Source organism: Roseovarius salis (assembly GCF_044472985.1).
Taxonomy (GTDB): Bacteria; Pseudomonadota; Alphaproteobacteria; order Rhodobacterales; family Rhodobacteraceae; genus Roseovarius; species Roseovarius salis.
This window is the reverse complement of record NZ_JBISDG010000014.1, coordinates 71180-88696: the sequence shown is the minus strand read 5'-3', so window position 1 is coordinate 88696 and position 17517 is coordinate 71180. Positions and strand designations below refer to the sequence as shown.

The 17517-nt window shown below is 66.5% G+C and carries 20 protein-coding genes; 11 read left to right on the top strand and 9 right to left on the bottom strand.

Going from position 1 to position 17517, the window contains the following annotated elements; translation table 11 throughout:
* The 6 genes from ACH13J_RS07805 to ACH13J_RS07780 all read left to right on the top strand — a co-directional run.
* The coding region (locus ACH13J_RS07805; RefSeq protein WP_397542762.1) for an ATP-binding cassette domain-containing protein at positions 1 to 701 on the top strand (701 nt) is incomplete at its 5' end.
* The gene (locus ACH13J_RS07800) at positions 698 to 2005 is read left to right on the top strand and encodes an HlyD family type I secretion periplasmic adaptor subunit (RefSeq protein WP_397542761.1); all 1308 of its coding nucleotides are present in this window, start codon (positions 698 to 700) and stop codon (positions 2003 to 2005) included. The genes ACH13J_RS07805 and ACH13J_RS07800, both read left to right, overlap by 4 nt.
* Positions 2006 to 2137: 132 nt before the next feature.
* On the top strand, positions 2138 to 2599 hold the full coding sequence (locus ACH13J_RS07795; RefSeq protein WP_397542760.1) for a RidA family protein: 462 nt from the start codon (positions 2138 to 2140) through the stop codon (positions 2597 to 2599).
* Positions 2596 to 3363, top strand: a complete 768-nt coding sequence (locus ACH13J_RS07790) for a glycerophosphodiester phosphodiesterase family protein (RefSeq protein WP_397542759.1) — start codon at positions 2596 to 2598, stop codon at positions 3361 to 3363. The genes ACH13J_RS07795 and ACH13J_RS07790 overlap by 4 nt, the downstream gene beginning before the upstream one ends.
* Before the next feature lie 50 nt (positions 3364 to 3413).
* Positions 3414 to 4601, top strand: coding sequence for a GNAT family N-acetyltransferase (locus ACH13J_RS07785; RefSeq protein ID WP_397542758.1), 1188 nt, complete (start codon positions 3414 to 3416; stop codon positions 4599 to 4601).
* Complete coding sequence (locus tag ACH13J_RS07780; RefSeq protein ID WP_397542757.1) at positions 4598 to 4894, top strand: 4a-hydroxytetrahydrobiopterin dehydratase; 297 nt, start codon at positions 4598 to 4600, stop codon at positions 4892 to 4894. The genes ACH13J_RS07785 and ACH13J_RS07780 overlap by 4 nt, the downstream gene beginning before the upstream one ends.
* 62 nt (positions 4895 to 4956) lie before the next feature.
* Here the strand turns inward: ACH13J_RS07780 and ACH13J_RS07775 are convergent, their stop codons facing one another.
* The 6 genes from ACH13J_RS07775 to sfsA form a co-directional block, all read right to left on the bottom strand.
* On the bottom strand, positions 4957 to 6453 hold the full coding sequence (locus tag ACH13J_RS07775) for a phosphomannomutase/phosphoglucomutase (protein WP_397542756.1): 1497 nt from the start codon (positions 6451 to 6453) through the stop codon (positions 4957 to 4959).
* A 17-nt stretch (positions 6454 to 6470) separates the two neighbouring features.
* Complete coding sequence (gene kdsA / locus ACH13J_RS07770) at positions 6471 to 7304, bottom strand: 3-deoxy-8-phosphooctulonate synthase (protein WP_397542755.1); 834 nt, start codon at positions 7302 to 7304, stop codon at positions 6471 to 6473.
* 3 nt (positions 7305 to 7307) lie between these two features.
* On the bottom strand, positions 7308 to 9005 hold the full coding sequence (locus tag ACH13J_RS07765) for a capsule biosynthesis protein (RefSeq protein ID WP_397542754.1): 1698 nt from the start codon (positions 9003 to 9005) through the stop codon (positions 7308 to 7310).
* Complete coding sequence (locus tag ACH13J_RS07760; RefSeq protein WP_397542753.1) at positions 8983 to 9642, bottom strand: ATP-binding cassette domain-containing protein; 660 nt, start codon at positions 9640 to 9642, stop codon at positions 8983 to 8985. The genes ACH13J_RS07765 and ACH13J_RS07760 overlap by 23 nt, the downstream gene beginning before the upstream one ends.
* A gap of 216 nt (positions 9643 to 9858) precedes the next feature.
* Positions 9859 to 10677, bottom strand: a complete 819-nt coding sequence (gene map / locus ACH13J_RS07755; RefSeq protein WP_397542752.1) for a type I methionyl aminopeptidase — start codon at positions 10675 to 10677, stop codon at positions 9859 to 9861.
* A gap of 95 nt (positions 10678 to 10772) precedes the next feature.
* Positions 10773 to 11492: a DNA/RNA nuclease SfsA gene (sfsA, locus tag ACH13J_RS07750; RefSeq protein ID WP_397542751.1), complete on the bottom strand. Its 720-nt coding sequence runs from the start codon at positions 11490 to 11492 to the stop codon at positions 10773 to 10775.
* A 48-nt stretch (positions 11493 to 11540) separates the two neighbouring features.
* Between sfsA and ACH13J_RS07745 the strand changes: the two genes are divergently transcribed.
* From ACH13J_RS07745 to ACH13J_RS07725, 5 genes are all read left to right on the top strand, one after another.
* Positions 11541 to 12263 carry a molybdopterin-binding protein gene (locus ACH13J_RS07745; RefSeq protein WP_397542750.1) on the top strand — a complete coding sequence of 241 codons (723 nt, stop codon included), beginning with the start codon at positions 11541 to 11543 and terminating at the stop codon, positions 12261 to 12263.
* Positions 12260 to 12994 carry a GNAT family N-acetyltransferase gene (locus ACH13J_RS07740; protein ID WP_397542749.1) on the top strand — a complete coding sequence of 245 codons (735 nt, stop codon included), beginning with the start codon at positions 12260 to 12262 and terminating at the stop codon, positions 12992 to 12994. The genes ACH13J_RS07745 and ACH13J_RS07740 overlap by 4 nt, the downstream gene beginning before the upstream one ends.
* The gene (locus ACH13J_RS07735) at positions 12991 to 13563 is read left to right on the top strand and encodes a peroxidase-related enzyme (protein ID WP_397542748.1); all 573 of its coding nucleotides are present in this window, start codon (positions 12991 to 12993) and stop codon (positions 13561 to 13563) included. Before ACH13J_RS07740 ends, ACH13J_RS07735 begins: the two co-directional genes overlap by 4 nt.
* Before the next feature lie 17 nt (positions 13564 to 13580).
* On the top strand, positions 13581 to 14540 hold the full coding sequence (locus ACH13J_RS07730; RefSeq protein WP_397542747.1) for an OmpA family protein: 960 nt from the start codon (positions 13581 to 13583) through the stop codon (positions 14538 to 14540).
* A 136-nt stretch (positions 14541 to 14676) separates the two neighbouring features.
* Positions 14677 to 15153 (top strand): methylated-DNA--[protein]-cysteine S-methyltransferase, encoded by a 477-nt coding sequence (locus ACH13J_RS07725; RefSeq protein ID WP_397542746.1) that lies wholly within the window; start codon positions 14677 to 14679, stop codon positions 15151 to 15153.
* Positions 15154 to 15157: 4 nt separating this feature from the next.
* On the opposite strand, the gene ACH13J_RS07720 is transcribed toward ACH13J_RS07725, so the two are convergent.
* From ACH13J_RS07720 to ACH13J_RS07710, 3 genes are read right to left on the bottom strand one after another with little or no spacing between them, the layout of a single operon-like run.
* Positions 15158 to 15847: a CDP-alcohol phosphatidyltransferase family protein gene (locus ACH13J_RS07720; protein WP_397542745.1), complete on the bottom strand. Its 690-nt coding sequence runs from the start codon at positions 15845 to 15847 to the stop codon at positions 15158 to 15160.
* A 35-nt stretch (positions 15848 to 15882) separates the two neighbouring features.
* Positions 15883 to 16797, bottom strand: coding sequence for a tyrosine-type recombinase/integrase (locus tag ACH13J_RS07715; RefSeq protein ID WP_397542744.1), 915 nt, complete (start codon positions 16795 to 16797; stop codon positions 15883 to 15885).
* Positions 16794 to 17501, bottom strand: coding sequence for a DUF484 family protein (locus tag ACH13J_RS07710; protein WP_397542743.1), 708 nt, complete (start codon positions 17499 to 17501; stop codon positions 16794 to 16796). The genes ACH13J_RS07715 and ACH13J_RS07710 overlap by 4 nt, the downstream gene beginning before the upstream one ends.
* Positions 17502 to 17517 lie beyond the last annotated feature (16 nt).

Below are 17517 nucleotides of genomic sequence, written 5' to 3'. Positions count from 1 at the left end.
AGGCCCGCGCGGCGCTGCGCGGCGTGACATTTCACGTCGAGCCGGGACAGGCGGTCGGCGTGATCGGCCCGTCGGGCGCGGGCAAGTCGACGCTCGCGCGCGCGCTCACCGGGGTCTGGACACCGGCGGCCGGGTCGGTCCGGCTGGATGGCGCGGCGCTCGACCAGTACCGGCAAGAGGCGCTCGGCCGTCACGTCGGGTATCTTCCCCAGCAGGTGACGCTGTTTGGCGGCACCATCGCGGAGAACATCGCGCGGCTGAGCGATCCGCCCGACGACGAGGAGGTGGTCGCCGCCGCGCGCAAGGCCGACGCCCACGAGATGATCTTGTCCCTGCCCAAGGGGTACGACACCGTGTTGCGCAATGACACCGCGTGCCTCTCGGGTGGGCAGATGCAGCGTATCGGCCTGGCCCGCGCGCTCTACGGCGATCCGGTGATGCTGGTGCTCGACGAACCCAACGCCAATCTCGACAACGAGGGCAGCACTGCGCTCAATGCCGCCGTGCGCGCGGCCAAGGCCGACGGCCGGGCCGTTCTGCTGATGGCGCACCGGCCGGCCGCGATCCGCGAATGCGACAGGCTCTTGATGCTGGAGGACGGAATGCTGCGCGCCTTCGGCCCGTCCGAGCAGGTGCTTCGGCAGGTCACGCAGAACCATGCGGTCGTTCTCGGGGCGACGGGCAGCGGGAGCGTGCGGTGAGCGGCGACGAACGGGCGGCGTGGCCGGTGCGCGGGCCGATGGCCGCCGGGCTGCTCGGCCTGATGGTGTTGTTGGCCGGTTTCGGCGGCTGGGCGGGGCTGACCCGCATCTCCGGTGCCATCATCGCGCCGGGACGGCTGGAAGTGGACCGGAACCGGCAGGTCGTCCAGCATCCTGACGGCGGCGTTGTCGCCGCCATCGCGGTGGAGGAAGGCGACCGGGTCCGGGCCGGCGAGGTGCTGTTGCGGCTGGACGGGGCCGCCCTGGACTCGCGGCTGGCAATCATCGAGACCCAGCTTTTCGAGGTCGTGGCCCGGCGCGACCGGCTCGCGGCCGAACGTGACGGTGCGCCGAAGATCAGTTTCGATCCGCTCTTGCGTCAAGCGGCGGCGACGGATGAACGGGTCGCGGAGTTGGTCGCGGGACAGGCGCGGTTGCTGAGGGCGCGCTCCGCCTCGGTCGGGCAGGAGATCGACCAGCTGGGCAAACGGCGCGGCCAGATCCGCAGCCAGATAGAAGGCATCCAGGCGCAACGCGCGGCGCTGGCACGTCAGCGCACGCTCATAAGCCGGGAGCTTGACGGTCAGCAAACCCTGCTCGACCGTGGCCTTGCTCAGGCCACGCGCGTGCTCGGCCTGCGCCGGGAAGCGGCCCGGCTCAGCGGGCGCATGGGCGAACTCGCGGCGGCGGAGGCACAGGCGCGCGGGCGCATGACCGAGATCGGCATCGAGATCCTGAAGCTCGAAGCGCGCAGGCGCGAGGAGGCAATCGCGGCGTTGCGCGACCTGCGCCATCGCGAGCTGGAGCTGCGGGAGGAGCGCCGCGCCTTGCTGGAGCGCATCGACCGGCTGGATCTCCGCGCGCCGGTCGGCGGCGTCGTCTATGATCTCAATGTCCACGGCCCGCACGCGGTGGTCCGCCCGGCCGAACCGCTGCTCTACATCGTGCCGCAGGACCGCCCGCTGGTCATCGGCGCCCGTGTCGACCCGATCCACGTGGATTCCGTCGGCGCCGGGCAGGAGGTTGTGCTGCGCTTCCCGGCGCTGGACAGGCGCCGCGCACCGGAGCTGACCGGACAGGTGACGCGGGTCTCGGCGGACGCGTTTCGCGACGAGGCGACGGGCCAGCGCTATTACCGCGCCGAGATCGCGCTGCCAGACGGCGAAACGGGCAGGCTTCCCGACGGGGTCACCCTGATTCCCGGCATGCCGGCCGAGGCCTTTATCCGCACCGCGGACCGCACGCCGCTGGCCTATCTGGTCAAACCCCTGTCGGATTTCTTCGTCAGGGCGTTCCGTGACTAGCTGGGTCATGCCCGCAGGGGCCGGTGCCGGTGAGCGACGGGTCGGGACTGCGCGAAAAAGGCTGCGAATGCGATTTCCTTCGCTACCGCGACCCGCTAGCGTCGCCGAGACACCGACTCGGGAGGCAAAGAGATGGGACAATTCGAGGACAATCTGGCGCGGCTGGGCGTGACGCTGCCCGAGGCGCCGATGCCGGCGGCCAACTACGTGCCGTATGTTCAGGTCGGCAACACGCTCTACGTCTCGGGCCAGATTGCCAAGGAGGGCGAGCGGCTGATCACCGGCAAGCTGGGCGATGACATGGACACCGCGCAAGGTGCCGAGGCGGCCAAGGCGTGTGCCATCGCGCTCCTGGCGCAGGTCAAGGCGGCCTGCGGGGGGGATCTCGACCGGATGAAGCGGGTGGTCAAGCTGACCGGGTTCGTCAATTCCACGCCCGAATACGGCGAGCAGCCGCTTGTCATCAACGGGGCGTCGGACTTCCTCGGTGAGGCGCTGGGCGAGGCGGGCAAGCATTCGCGTTCGGCCGTGTCGGCGGCCTCCCTGCCGTTCGGCGTGGCGGTCGAGATCGAGGGGATTTTCGAAATCGAATGACCGCGCTGGCGCCCGTATTCCTACGCCTGCCGATCGCGCACCGCGCGCTGCACGATGCCGCCGATGGCCGGCCCGAAAACTCGCGCGCGGCGATCCGCGCCGCCGTCGCGGCCGGGTATGGCATCGAGATCGACCTGCAGCCGAGCCGCGACGGCCGGGCGATGGTGTTCCATGACCCCGACCTTGGGCGCCTGACGTCCGAAAAGGGCCCGGTTCGTGCGCGCGATGCCGCGGAGCTGGCAGCGATACGGTTGTCCGGCAGTGACGAGACGGTCCCGGCGCTGTCGGACGTGCTGGCACTGGTGTCGGGGCGTGTGCCGCTTCTGGTGGAACTCAAGGACCAGCACGGCCGCCTCGGCGAGACGGACGGCACGCTGGAACGCGCGGCAGCCGATGACATCGCGGCCTATGACGGGCCGCTGGCGCTGATGTCGTTCAACCCGCACATGGTGCGGCGCATGGCAACGCTGGCGCCGGGGCGCGCGCGCGGTCTTGTGACCTGCGCGTACGCGCCCCGCGACTGGCCCGACCTGCCCGAGCAGACCCGTGCCAGGTTGCGGGACATCGCGGATTACGACGCGGCCGGGTGCAGTTTCGTGAGCCACCACGCCGCGGATCTGCACCGCCCGCGCGTGGCCGAACTAAGGGCGCGGGGCGCGGCAGTGCTTTGCTGGACAATCCGCTCCCCCGAGGCCGAGGCACGGGCGCGGCAGGTGGCCGACAATATCACCTTCGAGGGGTATCGTGCCGTGATACCGGCTTGATCCGCGGCGGATCGGTCACAGGTTATGCATGTAACCGGAGGCGCGGCGCCATGGACGGACAGGCGGTCACGATCAGCGTGCATGACAGGCTCGACACGATCGGGCAGCCCACATGGGACGCCTGCGCATGCCCGGAGGCCGCGGATGGCGGACGGGCGGAGGACCCGTTCACGACGTTCCGTTTTCTGCGCGCGCTGGAGGACAGCGGCTCCGTCGGGCCGGGCACGGGCTGGCAGCCGCAATACCTGGTGGCGGAGTCGGGGGGCGAGGTGATCGCCTGCGCGCCGCTCTATGCCAAGTCCCACAGCCAGGGCGAATACATATTCGATTTCAACTGGGCCCATGCCTATGAGCGCGCCGGCGGCAGGTATTATCCCAAGCTGCAGGTTGCGGTCCCCTTCACCCCCGTCACCGGCCGGCGCCTGCTGACCCGGCCGGGCCACGACGTGGCTGGCCGCGCGGCGCTGGTGCAGGGAATGGTGGAGCTTGCGGAAAGAAACCGGCTGTCCTCGGTGCATGTGACCTTTTGCACCGCGCAAGAGGCCGAGGCCGGCCGGCAGCTGGGGTTGATGCCGCGCACCTCGCAGCAGTTTCACTGGTTGAACCGAGGCTACGCCGGTTTCGATGATTTTCTCGCCGCGCTTTCGTCGCGCAAGCGCAAGACGATCCGCAAGGAACGGCGGGAGGCCGATGCGTTCGGCGGCGAGATACGCCTGCTGACCGGCGAGGACATACAGAGGCATCATTGGGATGCAGTCTGGACATTCTACCAGGATACCGGGGCGCGCAAATGGGGGATGCCCTACCTGACGCGCGCCTTTTTCGATCTGGCGCATGAGGCGTTGCGCGACGACACGTTGCTGGTGCTGGCAGAACGTGACGGACGCCCGGTGGCCGGCGCCATGAACATGATCGGGCGCAACGCGCTTTTCGGACGCTACTGGGGCTGCACCGAGCATCACCCCTGCCTGCATTTCGAATTGTGCTATTACCGTGCGATCGATTTCGCCATCGCCCACGGCCTGGCCCGCGTTGAGGCCGGCGCGCAGGGCGAGCACAAGCTGGCGCGCGGCTACCTGCCGACGGAGACGCATTCGCTGCACTGGATGCGCGACGCGGGTTTCGCCGAGGCCGTCGCGCGTTATCTTGAAGCAGAGAGGAACGCGGTCGAGGAGGATATCGAGGTTCTTACCGCTTACGGCCCGTTCCGAAAGGAAAAAACGGAGGATCACCAGTGACAGAACATCTCAGCGACACCGCTCGAAAGACCACCCTGGAGCCGCTGCTGGAGGCCGGGTGGAGTCTTGACAAAGAACGCGACGCGATCTCGAAGACCTTCGAGTTTGCCAATTTCGTCGAGGCCTTCGGCTTCATGACCCGGGCCGCGATGTGGGCGGAGAAATGGAACCATCACCCGGAATGGTCCAACGTCTACAAGACGGTCAACGTCACGCTGACCACCCACGACGTGGGCGGGCTGAGTTCGCTCGATGTCAAGCTTGCCCGCAAGCTTGACACGCTGTCGGAATGACGTGTCGAAGAATTTTCGCAAAAAATTCTATTTCTTAGAAAATTCTGCGAATTTTCTCGGGCTCAGATGCTCTGGTCGTAGGCGCCGACCGAGGGTTCGGTACGGATGACCGTATCGATGTCCTCGAATATCGCGCGCATCTCTTCCGCGCTGTCGCTGCTTTCGCAAACGACGACGAGGTTGGGGGTGTTGGAGCTGGCCCGCACCAGCCCCCAGCTGCCATTGTCGAGGATCACGCGGGCGCCGTTGACGGTGACGACTTCCTTGATGGGGCGGCCGCCAACGCGTTCGCCGGCCTCTTGCTTGGCCACGAGCTTTTGCACCAGCCGGTCCAGCACCTCGTATTTCTCGGTATCGGGGCAATGGGGTGACATGGTGGGCGTCGACCACGTCGTGGGAAGGGCGCGGCGCAGGTCGGACATGGACATGCCGGGGTTGCGGTCCATAAGCTTGCAGATCTCGACGGCCACACGCAGGCCGCAGTCATAACCCCGACCGATCGGCTTGGCGAGAAAATAGTGGCCCGATTTCTCGAACCCCGCGAGCGCCCCGATTTCCTTCACGCGCCGCTTCATGTGGCTGTGCCCGGTCTTCCAGTAGTCTGCCTTGACGCCGTTCTCCTGCAACAGCGGATCCGAGGCGAACAGGCCGGTGGATTTGACGTCGGCAACGAAGGTTGCGCCCGGGTACAGCCTGGACAGGTCGCGCGCCATGATGACGCCCACCTTGTCGGCAAATATCTCCTCGCCCTCGTCATCCACCACGCCGCAGCGGTCGCCGTCTCCGTCGAAGCCCAGGGCGAGGTCGGCGCCGGTATCCCGCACCGTGGCGGCCATGTCGTGCAGCATCTCCATCGCCTCGGGGTTCGGATTGTAGTTGGGAAAGGTGTAGTCCAGCCGGGTATGGGACGGCACGACCTCGACGCCGATGCGCTCGAACAATTCCGGGGCGAAATGGGCTGCCGTGCCGTTGCCGGTGGCACAGACGACCTTGAGCCTGCGGCTCATGCGGAAATCGCCAACGAGATCGTCGAGATACGCCTCGCGCACCCCGTCGACGAATTCGTAGCCGCCGCCGGCATGCGGCTCGCCGCGGCCTTCCAGCACGATATCGCGCAGCTCCGCCATTTCCTCGGGGCCGTGGGTGAGCGGCCGGTCGAAGCCCATCTTGACGCCCGTCCACCCATTGGGGTTGTGGCTGGCCGTGACCATCGCCACCGCCGGCACGTCGAGGTGGAACTGTGCGAAATAGGCCATGGGCGACAGCGCCGGGCCGATGTCCTTGACCTCGATCCCGGCCCGCATCAGCCCAAGGATGAGCGCGTTCTTGATGCTCAGGGAATAGTCGCGGTAATCGTTGCCGACCGCGATGACCGGTGCGATGCCGCGGCGGCGCATCTGCGTACCCAGCCCGAGGCCGAGGGCGGTCATGCCGGGCAGGTTGATCTCTTCGGGGTATTTCCAGCGCGCGTCGTATTCGCGAAAGCCGGTGGGCGCGATCATCGGATCGCGCAGAAAGGCCCAGGTGTTGGGAGAGACATCGGGCAGCGGCCTGGTCATGCAGAAAATCCTTTCGGTCAAATGCGGATCGGCGCGGCCTTGGCCAGCCGATCGAAATCCATCAGCGTTCTAACGAGGCGGGGCATTTCATCCAAGCGGATCATGTTGGGCCCGTCGGACGGGGCCGTGTCCGGCGACTCGTGCGTCTCGATGAACACGGCGGCGATGCCCACGGCCACGGCGGCCCGTGCCATGACGGGCGCGAATTCGCGCTGCCCGCCCGAGCAGTCGCCAAGACCGCCGGGCTGTTGCACGGAATGGGTGGCGTCCATGACCACCGGGTAGCCGGTGGCCGCCATCTGCGGCAGGGCGCGCATGTCGGCCACGAGCGTGTTGTAACCAAAACTCGATCCGCGCTCTGTCAGCATCAGCCGCGTATTGCCCGTGCTTTCAAGCTTGGACACGACGCCGGCCATGTCCCAGGGGGCGAGGAACTGTCCCTTTTTCACGTTGATCGCCGCGCCGGTCGCGCCCGCGGCCAGCAACAAATCGGTCTGGCGGCACAGGAACGCAGGGATCTGGAGCACATCCGCCACCTCTGCCACGGCGGCGCACTGATCGGGCAGGTGCACGTCCGTCAGGACCGGTACGCCGAGGGTGTCCCTGACGGATTGCAACATCGTCAGCCCCGCGTCGAGACCGGGGCCGCGTTCGCCCGAGAGCGCGCTGCGGTTGGCCTTGTCGAAGGATCCCTTGAACACGTACTGGGCGCCAGCGGCCGTGCAGGCCTCGGCCATTGTTCCGGCGATCATCTGCGCGTGGTCCGCGGATTCGAGCTGGCACGGCCCGGCGATAATCGTCAGCGGCCTGTCATTGCCGATGTCCAGCCCGTTGAGGGCAACGTGTTTCATGGCTTACGACGATACCTGCTCTCTGAGGATGGACGCGGTGAGCGATATCATCAGGTAGATACCCGCAAATATGAGGAACGCAACCAAAGTGTTTTCGAAAGCGCGGGGATAGGAGGCATCCTCCGACGCCACGGGCTGCACGCTGACCGTGAGGTAGCGCACCTGCTTGTTCGCCTCGATTTCGGACTGGCGCTTGGTCTCCAGCGCAGATTGCAGGATCATGTCGGCAGTGGCGAGGTCCGCCTTGGCGATCTCGATCGCGGCCGCCTGCGATGCGAGCGAACTGGATTCGCCGGTGGCCTCGGTCAGGCGGGCGTTCTGCTTTTCAAGCTCTGCCTTCAGCACCTCGATCTGGCTGCGCAGCGCCTCGACCTTGGCCGCGTTCGGGCGTTGGTTGTTGAGCTGGGTGTTGAGCGCGAGCTGTTTTTCCTGCAGCTGCATTTCAACGTTCTGGATGAGGGCGCGGATGTTGGCGATCTCGCCCTCGGGGTCGAGGATCGAGCCCTCCTGCAGGCGGACCAGACGTTCCTGCGCCGCCCGTCGTTCGGCCTTGGCCTCCTCGAGGCTCTGCTCGGCGGTCTTGACCGCGTCCTGCCGCTTTTCCTGGCTGAGCTGGTCGACACGCTCCTCGGCATACTCGATGAGTTTCTCGGAAAAACGCTGGCTGACCTCGGGGTCGGCCGTCGATACCTCCATCCGGATGACACCCTCGGTCGGATCGTAGCCAAGGCTGACGTATTTCGAATAGAGCTTGTAGGCCTTCTCGTTCGTGGCGTCATCGGGCAGACGCTGGATGGGGTCGATGAAATCCTGGCTGAAATGCTCGCGGAACCCCTCGTCCCGGTCGAGGCGCAGCATGGCGTCCTTGGATTCCAGATAGGATTGCGTGGCGATCGAATCCTGCCCCGTCGCGAAGGCGGTGCCGCTGAAAAGCCCTTGCGCCGCGGAACTGCCGCCCAGCCCATCCGCGGTGAGGATGAGGAACTCCGACTTGGTCGAATACATCGGGGTGGCAATGTTGTAGAAATAGTAGCCGACGAGGAAGGTCGGAAGGAACACGAAGGCCAGAAGCTTGGCGGAAAGGAGTGCAAGCCGGCGGCGGCGCCTGCGGCCGATGTCGCGCTGGATCTGCATGATCTCGGCGGCGCGCCGGTCGGCCGGGCTGGATTCGGTCGAGGGCAGTTGCGACTCGCCCGCCGGCACGGTCTGGGGAAGCTGGACCCGCTCTTCGCCTTCTTGCCGTTGCGCGGGGTCGTTGCGGCCGGGGGTGACCAGTTCCAGCACGTTGGCCCGCTGGAACGGGTCGATTCCCTTGGCACGCAGCAGCCTCACGGCATCGAAATCCGAGGTGGGGGCGAGACCTTGTTTCTGTGCCATCCGCCGGGCCATGCGCAGCTGTCGGCCGGTCAGGCCCTCGCGCCGGATGGAGTCTATGTCGTGCGGCGCCGCAGCGCCCGGCCCGGGGGTGCTGGGGGCTGCGTATTGTCCATGGTCCTCCTGCTCCTGAGCGGGGGGGCGGGCAGCGTGCTCCTGGCCGGGGTGCTGGGCGATATTTTCCTGTGCGGCGCGGGCAGCCGAGCCGTCGCTCGTCGCCGCATGGCCGCCCTGTGGCGCGGCGGCCTGGCCTTGGGGGCCGGCCGTTCCGCCCTGCGCCGGCGTACGGCGGATGCGGAATTTCCTAGCCTTGGTTTTCGTAGTCATAAAGCTGTTTCGCCTCTTCCAAGGTATCGAACATGTAGAGCTTGCCGCCCATCAGGACCGCGGCCGACCGGGCGAACTTCTCCAGCGTCCGGGGCTGGTGCGACACGATCACGACAGTGGTGGTCGCCAGCCGCTCCCTCAGGATCTCGCCGGCCTTGCGGTTGAATTCCACGTCGGTAGAGCTCGGCATTCCCTCGTCCACGAGGTAGATATCGAAATCCAGCGCCAGCATCAGCGCAAAGGTGAACCGTGCGCGCATACCCGAGGAATACGTGCCGAGCGGTTGATCGAAATACTCGCCCAGACCGCAGAGCCAGCGGCAGAACGCCTCCACATAGTCGGGATCCAGCCCGTAGAGCCGGGCGATGTAACGCGCGTTTTCCTTGGCCGAGACCTTGGCCACGACACCGCCCATGAACCCCAGCGGAAAGCTGATGCGGCAGCCCCGCCGGATGTTGCCCTCGTCGGGTTTCTCCAGCCCGGCCATCATCTTGATGAGCGTGGTCTTGCCTGTACCATTGGGCGCAAGGATTCCGAGACTGCGCCCCAGTTCCACGCGGAAGGACACCCTGTCGAGGATGACCTTGCGCTGGCGGCCCGTCCAGAAGGACTTGCTGACATTTTCGAACTCGAGCATCCAGTGGCTCCGGTCCTGCTCCGATCGGCCATCTTGTTGTTAGCGGGCTTCGGTTAATTGGTCATAAGCCGATGTCGCGGCCCAGTATGTCCGAACTGGCGCGAATATTTCAACAAAACGTGGCCTTTTTGTGCCCGTGCGCGGCAAATGCAGCGTCGGTGCAGCCAGGTATTCAACGTCCGGTTGCCGGTTCGTGCCCCGGTGGGCGAAAGAAGGCTACTCCGTGCGCCATGTCGGGTGAAAGCGACCGGCCGGCGAGAGCGTGAAAATTTCGCAGCCCTGTGCCGTGACACCCACCGAATGCTCGAACTGTGCCGAGAGCGACTTGTCGCGGGTCACGGCGGTCCAGTCGTCCGACAACACCTTGGTTTCTGGCCGTCCGAGATTGACCATCGGCTCGATGGTGAAAAACATCCCCTCCTCCAGCACGGGGCCGGTTCCGGCGCGGCCGTAGTGAAGCACGTTGGGCGGGGCGTGAAAAACGCGGCCCAGCCCGTGGCCGCAGAAATCGCGCACGACGCTCATGCGGCGGCTTTCCACGTATTCCTGGATGGCGTGGCCGATATCGCCGAAGGTGTTGCCGGGGCGGACCGCCTCGATCCCCTTCATCAGGCTGTCATGGGTCACCTGGATCAGCCTGTCGGCCTTGCGCGAGAGCTTTCCGGCGACGAACATCCTGCTCGTGTCGCCGTACCAGCCATCGACAATCACGGTGACGTCGATATTGAGGATGTCGCCTTCCTTGAGGCGCTTGTCGCCCGGGATGCCATGGCAGACGACGTGGTTGACGCTGATGCAGCTGGCATGCTGGTAGCCCTTGTAGCCGATGGTCGCCGATTTCGCGCCAGCGTTCTCGACCATTTCCTCGATCATCCGGTCGAGCTCGCCGGTGGTCTGGCCGGGGTAGACGTGGTCGGCTACCTCGTCGAGGATGTGCGCGGCCAGTTCGCCGGCCTTGTGCATGCCGGCGAAATCGCCCTTTTCGTGAATGCGGATGCCTTCACGTGTCTGCCTGCCGGGGTGATCGTTCTGCAAGGGTCGGCTCCGGTCGCGTTCTTTCGTTTGCGCGCCTTGTTTAATCCAGCCGCGCCCGACATTCCAGAGCCTGCGCAGGATCGCCGGGCCCGCCATCACGTGCCGCGGCGGTGGCAGAACGACAGCGGAGCCGCCACCTCCACCGACTCCTGGCTGATCCGGCAGCCAAGGCAGAGTGTTTCGACCCCTGCCGCCCGCGCCGCTGCGTAGGCTTCGGCATAGGCCGGGTCGATGTCTGCGGCCAGCGTGACGGTCTGGCAATCGGTGCGCTGCACCAGAAACAGCATCACCGCGCGCTGTCCGGCGCGGGCAACCTCGGCAAGCTCCTCAAGATGCCGGAGGCCGCGGGCAGTGACACTGTCGGGAAACTCGGCCACGCCGGGGCAGCGCGACAGAGTGACCGATTTCACCTCGACATAGGCATCGGGCAGGCCGGGTTCCTGCAGCAGGAAATCGATCCGGCTACCCCGTCCGTATGTCCGTTCGGGAAGCACCGCGCCATAAGCGGAAAGCCCGGGCACTGTGCGCGCCTCGAGCGCCGCCTTCAGCGCCCGGTTTGGCAGGCTTGTATCCACGCCGGTGAAATGCCCGTTCTCGTGATCGACCAGCCGCCAGCCGAATTTCAGTTTCTTCCGCGGGTCGTCGTTGGGTTCCACCCATATGCGTGCGCCGGGCTCCGCCAGCCCCATCATCGAGCCGGGATTGGCGCAATGCGCGACCACCTCGCGCCCGTCCGCCTCCAGCCGGATATCGGCGAGGAAACGTTTGTAGCGCCGTATCAGGCGGGCGGGCACAAGCGGGGTTTGAAAGCGCATGGGCGACGCCCTATACCGGTCTTTGAACCCGTTCAAGAAAGGCCTTTCATGTCCAATCCAACGGCTGCCATGCTCGTCATCGGCGACGAGATCCTGTCGGGACGCACGCGGGATGCGAACATGCATCACCTCGCGGTCATGCTCACGGCGCGGGGCATCGACCTGAAGGAGGCGCGCGTGGTGAGCGACGACGCCGCGGCGATCACGCGGGCCGTCGGGCAACTCCGCCGCGAGCGGGATCACGTTTTCACCTCCGGGGGGATCGGGCCGACCCACGACGATATCACCGCCGACAGCGTCGCCGCGGCCTTCGGTGTGCCCATCGGCGTTCGCGAAGATGCCCGCACCCTGCTCGAGGCGCACTACGCCGGAACAGGGCAGGAGCTCAACGAGGCGCGGCTGCGCATGGCACGCATTCCCGACGGCGCCACGCTGATCGAGAACCCCGTCAGCGCCGCGCCCGGCTTCACGCTGGAGAACGTGCACGTGATGGCCGGGGTCCCGCGCATTTTCGAGGCAATGCTCGAGAGCCTGCTGCCACGCTTGACGGGCGGTGCGCCGCTTCGCTCCCGGTCGCTGGAAGTGCTGCGGCCCGAAGGTGACATCGCCGGCCCGCTGGCCGACCTGGCGGAAAGGTATCCCAATCTTTCCATCGGTTCTTACCCGTTCCAGCGGGACGGCGCGTTCGGTTCCAACGTGGTGCTGCGCGGTTCTGACCCGTCAGAGGTCGACGCGGCGCTGGGCGAGTTGCAGGACGTTTTCGCCGCATGACCACGGACTTCGAGACCCTGTGTCGCGTGACCGAGGCCACATGGCCAGCGGCAGCCCTGCGCCGGTCGGGGCCATGGACCATCCGCGCGGGGCAGGGCGGGGGCAAGCGGGTCTCGGCCGCGACCGCCGAGGACGTGGTGACCGAGGCCGACCTGCCACTGGCCGAGCGAGAGATGCGCGCACTGGGTCAAACGCCGCTGTTCATGATCCGCGAGGGACAGGAGGCGCTGGACGGGGTTCTGGAGGCGCGCGGATATCGCGTGGTGGACCCGGTCAACGCATGGCTCGGGCCCGTCGCGCCGCTGATCGCGGACCCCATGCCGCGCGGTTGCGTTTTCGATATCTGGGAGCCGCTGGCGATCCAGGTCGACATGTGGACGGCTGCGGGGATCGGGCCGGGCCGCATCGCCGTGATGGAGCGCGCCGCCCATCCCAAGACGGCGCTTCTCGGACGGCTTGAGTATACGCCGGCCGCCACGGCCTTTGCCGCGATCCATCAGGGCATCGCAATGGTGCACGCGCTTGAGGTGGTTCGGCCCTGTCGCCGCAAGGGCATGGCCAAGCTGGTCATGCGTCACGCGGCCCACTGGGCCGCGGACAACGGCGCCGACCGGATCGCGGCATTGTGCACGCGGGCCAACACGGCCGCCAATCGTCTCTACGCTTCCCTAGGCCTTGGCGTTGTGGGACAGTATCATTACCGGACCGAGGAGAAAGACAGCCACGAATGAACACAGACGACCAACCCACCGCCCTTGACCTGCCCATGGCGGACCCGCTGCCGCCCGAGACGGAAAAGTACTTTGATATCTGCGAGGAAAAGCTTGGCATGGTGCCCAACGTCCTGCGGGCCTATGCCTTCGACAAGACCAAGCTGGACGCCTTCACCGCGATGTACAACGATCTCATGCTGGGTGACAGCGGCCTGTCCAAGCTGGAACGCGAGATGATCGCGGTTGTCGTGTCGTCGATAAACCGCTGCTGGTATTGCCAAGTGGCCCACGGGGCGGCGGTACGCCAGCTGTCGGGGCAGCCCGAGCTGGGCGAGGCGATGGTGATGAACTGGCGCATGGCAAACCTGGACGCCCGCCAGAGGGCCATGCTGACCTTTGCCGAGAAGGTTACGAAAGCCAGCGCCGAGGTGGGCGAACCAGATCGTCAAGCCCTGCGTGACGCGGGCTTTTCCGACCGGGACATCTGGGACATAGCAAGCGTCGTGGGGTTCTTTTCCATGTCCAACCGCGTGGCGAGCGCGACGGGGATGCAGCCCAACCCCGAGTATCACGCGCAGGCGCGCTGACCGCGGTGGAAAGGGAGGTGCTGACACTCTTCCGCGGCTTGCCGCTGGTCGCGGTTCTTGCGCTGTGGTCGGCCGCGGCGCAGGCGCTCGAGCTGAGCCTGCCGGTAAGAGCCGAATTGACACGCGCGAAGGAAAGCCCCGCCGGCACCTATGACCTGCCCCTTGGCCCGTATGCAAATGGCAAGGTCCCGACCCGCGCCGTCGAGGGCCGGGTTGCCCGGCGCGCGTGGCGTATCGACGGCGAGGCGCGTACGACGCTGGAGATATTCGCCCCCCTGCGGGAGCAGGTTGCCGCACGGGGCTATGACATCCTGTTCGAGTGCCGCGACGAGAGTTGTGGCGGCTTCGACTTCCGTTTCGGCGTCGAGGTCATGCCCGCGCCCGACATGTTCGTGGACCTTTTCGATTACCGCTTTCTCTCGGCCCGCAAGAACGGGCGCGACGACGCGGATTATGTTTCGGTGCTTGTCAGCCGCGCGGGCGGGGCGGGATACGTGCAGATCGTGGCGGTGGGCGACGCGCCCGTGATCGACACGCCAACCGACCGCGCCGAGACCGCGCGCAGCGGCAACCAGACCGGAGACGCCGGGGCGGGGGTGGCCACCTTGATCGAAAGGCTTCTGGCGCAGGGGCATGTCGTGCTCCCCGATCTGGAATTCGATACCGGCGCGGCCGCGCTGTCAGATGGGAATTACGCGTCGCTCGCGGCGCTGGCCGAGTATCTCAAGGCGAATGCGGGCCGGCGCATCGCGCTGGTGGGCCACACCGACACGGTTGGCGGGCTGGATGCCAACGTTTCGCTGTCTCGCCGGCGTGCCGCCTCGGTTGTGACGCGGCTGGTTGAGCGGCATGGCGTGCCGGCGGGGCAGCTGGAGTCGAACGGCATGGGCTACCTGTCGCCGATCGCTCCGAACACCACCGAGCGGGGGCGCGAAGCCAATCGCCGGGTGGAGGCCGTGCTTTTGGAGGCCGAATAGCCGGCCGCCGCCACGCTGCGCCTTTACGCCTCAACCATGCCGGACGGGATTTCGGCGCAGCTTGGGAAAGCTGTGGCTTCCTGTCGGACCGCTCGGCGGTTTACCATGGCCGTGCAGTCGCGTGGCCCAGACCGGAATGACCTCAGGATACTCGGAATATGCCGTGACGATCGACTCGCCCCTCGGGGCGCTGACGGTCGTGAGCGATGGCAGCGCGATCACGGCGGTGCGCTGGGGCGCCGCAGCAGGGGCGGCGCATGAACGGCCGGAGCTGGACGAGGCCGCCGCGCAGCTGGGCGCCTATTTTGACGGGCAGCTGGCGTCGTTCGACCTGCCGCTTCGGGTTTCGGGGTCCGAGTTCCAGCGGTCTGTCTGCGTGGCGATGCGCGCCATCCCCTTCGGACGGACCTGCCGCTATGGTGATCTGGCGGCGCGGCTGGAGGTCTCGCCGCAGGCGGTTGGCGCGGCCTGCGGCGCGAACCCGATCCCCATCGTGATCCCGTGCCACCGTGTTCTGGGCGCCCACGGGCTTGGCGGTTTTTCGGCACCGGGCGGGGTGGAGACAAAGGTCTGGCTGCTGCGCCACGAGGGTGCGGCGGGCCTTTTGATCTGAGCTGTCAGCGTTCCGGCAGAAGCTGTTGGAACGCGCCGGCGAACAGCAGGTAGAAGCTTGTCCCGACAAGACCCCAGATGGCCCAGCTTTCGGGGTGGAAATCAACCCATGCCGCCCACCCGGCAAAGAACGTCCACGCAACCGCTACCGGGAAAGACACCACTCGCCAGCGTTTCGTGCGGGCCGGGTGGATGAACTTGAGCGGCAAGAACATCGCCACCGACATCGCGACCACCAGCACGAGGATCAGCCAGAAATTCGGTTCGACCGCGAAAAGCACGAGCACCAGCATGTTCCAGCAGCCCGGAAACCCCTGGAACGAACTGTCCTCCGTCTTCATCTTGGAATCGGCGAAATACATCGCGCTGGCATAGGTGATCACGATGATGGCGAACCAGCCGGTCCAGCCGGGCAGCAGATCGGATTTGAAAAGCGCGAAGGCGGGAATGAAAACGTAGGTGAGGTAGTCGATTATGAGGTCGAGCAGGACGCCGTCGAACCGCGGGCAGTTGGTGTTGACCGCGTATTGCCGCGCCAGCGGGCCATCGACGCCATCGACGGCGAAGGCCACCACCAGCCAAAGGAACATAAGGCTCCATTCCTCCTCGACGGCGGCCAGCATGGCCAGCATGGCGAACACTGCGCCCGTTGCCGTGAGGAGGTGAACCAGTAACGCCTTGAACTGTTTTGTCATGAAGGCGTCATGGCCCAAAATGCGCGCGGGCGCAATCAGGCTTTGGGGTGCGCACGGCGGTAGACTTCCGTCAGCCGCGCGGTATCGACACCGGTATAGGCCTGCGTCGTCGACAGCGAGGCATGGCCGAGAAGCTCCTGTATCGCGCGCAAGTCGCCACCGGCGTTGAGCAGGTGCGTGGCAAAGCTGTGCCGCAGCGCATGCGGCGTCACGGAGGCGGGCAGGCCAAGCTGCATGCGCACCTGTGCGACCACCTTCTGCACCGCCCGGGGCGACAACGCGCCGCCGCGCACGCCGCGGAACAAGGCGGTGCCCTGTGCAAGGTCATGCGGGCATAGGCCGGCATACCGGTCCACCGCTTCCCGGGCGGGGGCGATGACGGGCACGACGCGTTCCTTGCCGGCCTTGCCCGTGATTCGCAGGGACGATCCTAGGGGCAGTACGTCGACTGTCAGGCGCAGCGCCTCGGATATCCGCAGGCCGCAGCCATAAAGCAGGGTGACGACCGCCTGATCGCGTGCCGCGATCCACGGCGTGGGTGATTGAAGGTCCAGCGTGTCGATGACGCCGCGGGCGTCCGTCTCGGTCAGCGGGCGGGGCAGCTTGCGGTGGAACTTCGGGGTTCGCGCGGACAGAACTGGCGTGGCGTCGAAACCGTCGCGTCGTGACAGCCAGCGGTAGAAGCTCTTGACCGCCGACAGCCGCCGCGCAAGCGAGCGCGCGCCGATCCCCTCCGCCCGGCAGGCCGCCATCCAGCTGCGCATGTCCGTAACTGTGAGCCGCGTGAGCGGGGCGAGCCCCTGCGCCCCGCCGTGATGCGCGGCCATGAAATCAAGGAACCCGGCCACGTCGCGGGCATAGGCATCTACCGTGTTCTGCGACGCCCCCTTGAGGGCCCTTTGATGCGTGAGCCACTCCTCCAGCGCGGCGCGGGCCGCCGGCGACATCATGACAGCCAGCGGCGCATCGCCCGTTCGAAAACGCCGGTGAAGAACGCCAGCAGGTCGGTGCCCTGCTGCGGGCTGAACTGGTGCGGGTCCTCGGCCCCGAGGGCCAGCATGCCCGGCAGACGACCCTCTCCGAAATCGAGCAGCAAGCACGCCTCCGAGCGGATATGCCCCGCCGCGTCCCCGTAAACCCGGCCATCGCCCTCGCCCAGCTGGCGCAGCGTCACCTGCCGCACGGGTCCGGGCCGTCCATCGGCGAGATAGGACTCGATGAAACCGGGCTCGGCCACCGACAGCACGTCGCCCATGCGCTGCAGGGCGGGGTCATTGCCTTTCTGGGTCGTCTCCAGCACGAGCCTGACGCGGTCGACGCGCAGTATCTCGGCCACTTCGCCCCCGAGGTCGTGCAGGAAATCCTCGAATTCCACGGGGTCGAGCATGCGCAAGATCGCCCTGTGAACCTGGTTCGTGCCCGAAAGGTTCTCGTAGGCGGCGGCGATCACGTTGCGGTGGGTGTCCTCCAGCCGTGCCAGCCGGGCCTCCAGCCGCTCCATCGCGATGCCCCGCAGGTCCACGATGTTGCCCCCCATCGCGCGTTCGTTGGCCGCGATGAGAGCGCGCATGAGATCCTGATCGTCCAGGATCACGTCGGGCTGCGCGATGATCTTCTCGCGCATCTGGTCATTGATCGCGGGCTTGCTGCTCATTGTCCGCCTCTTTCTT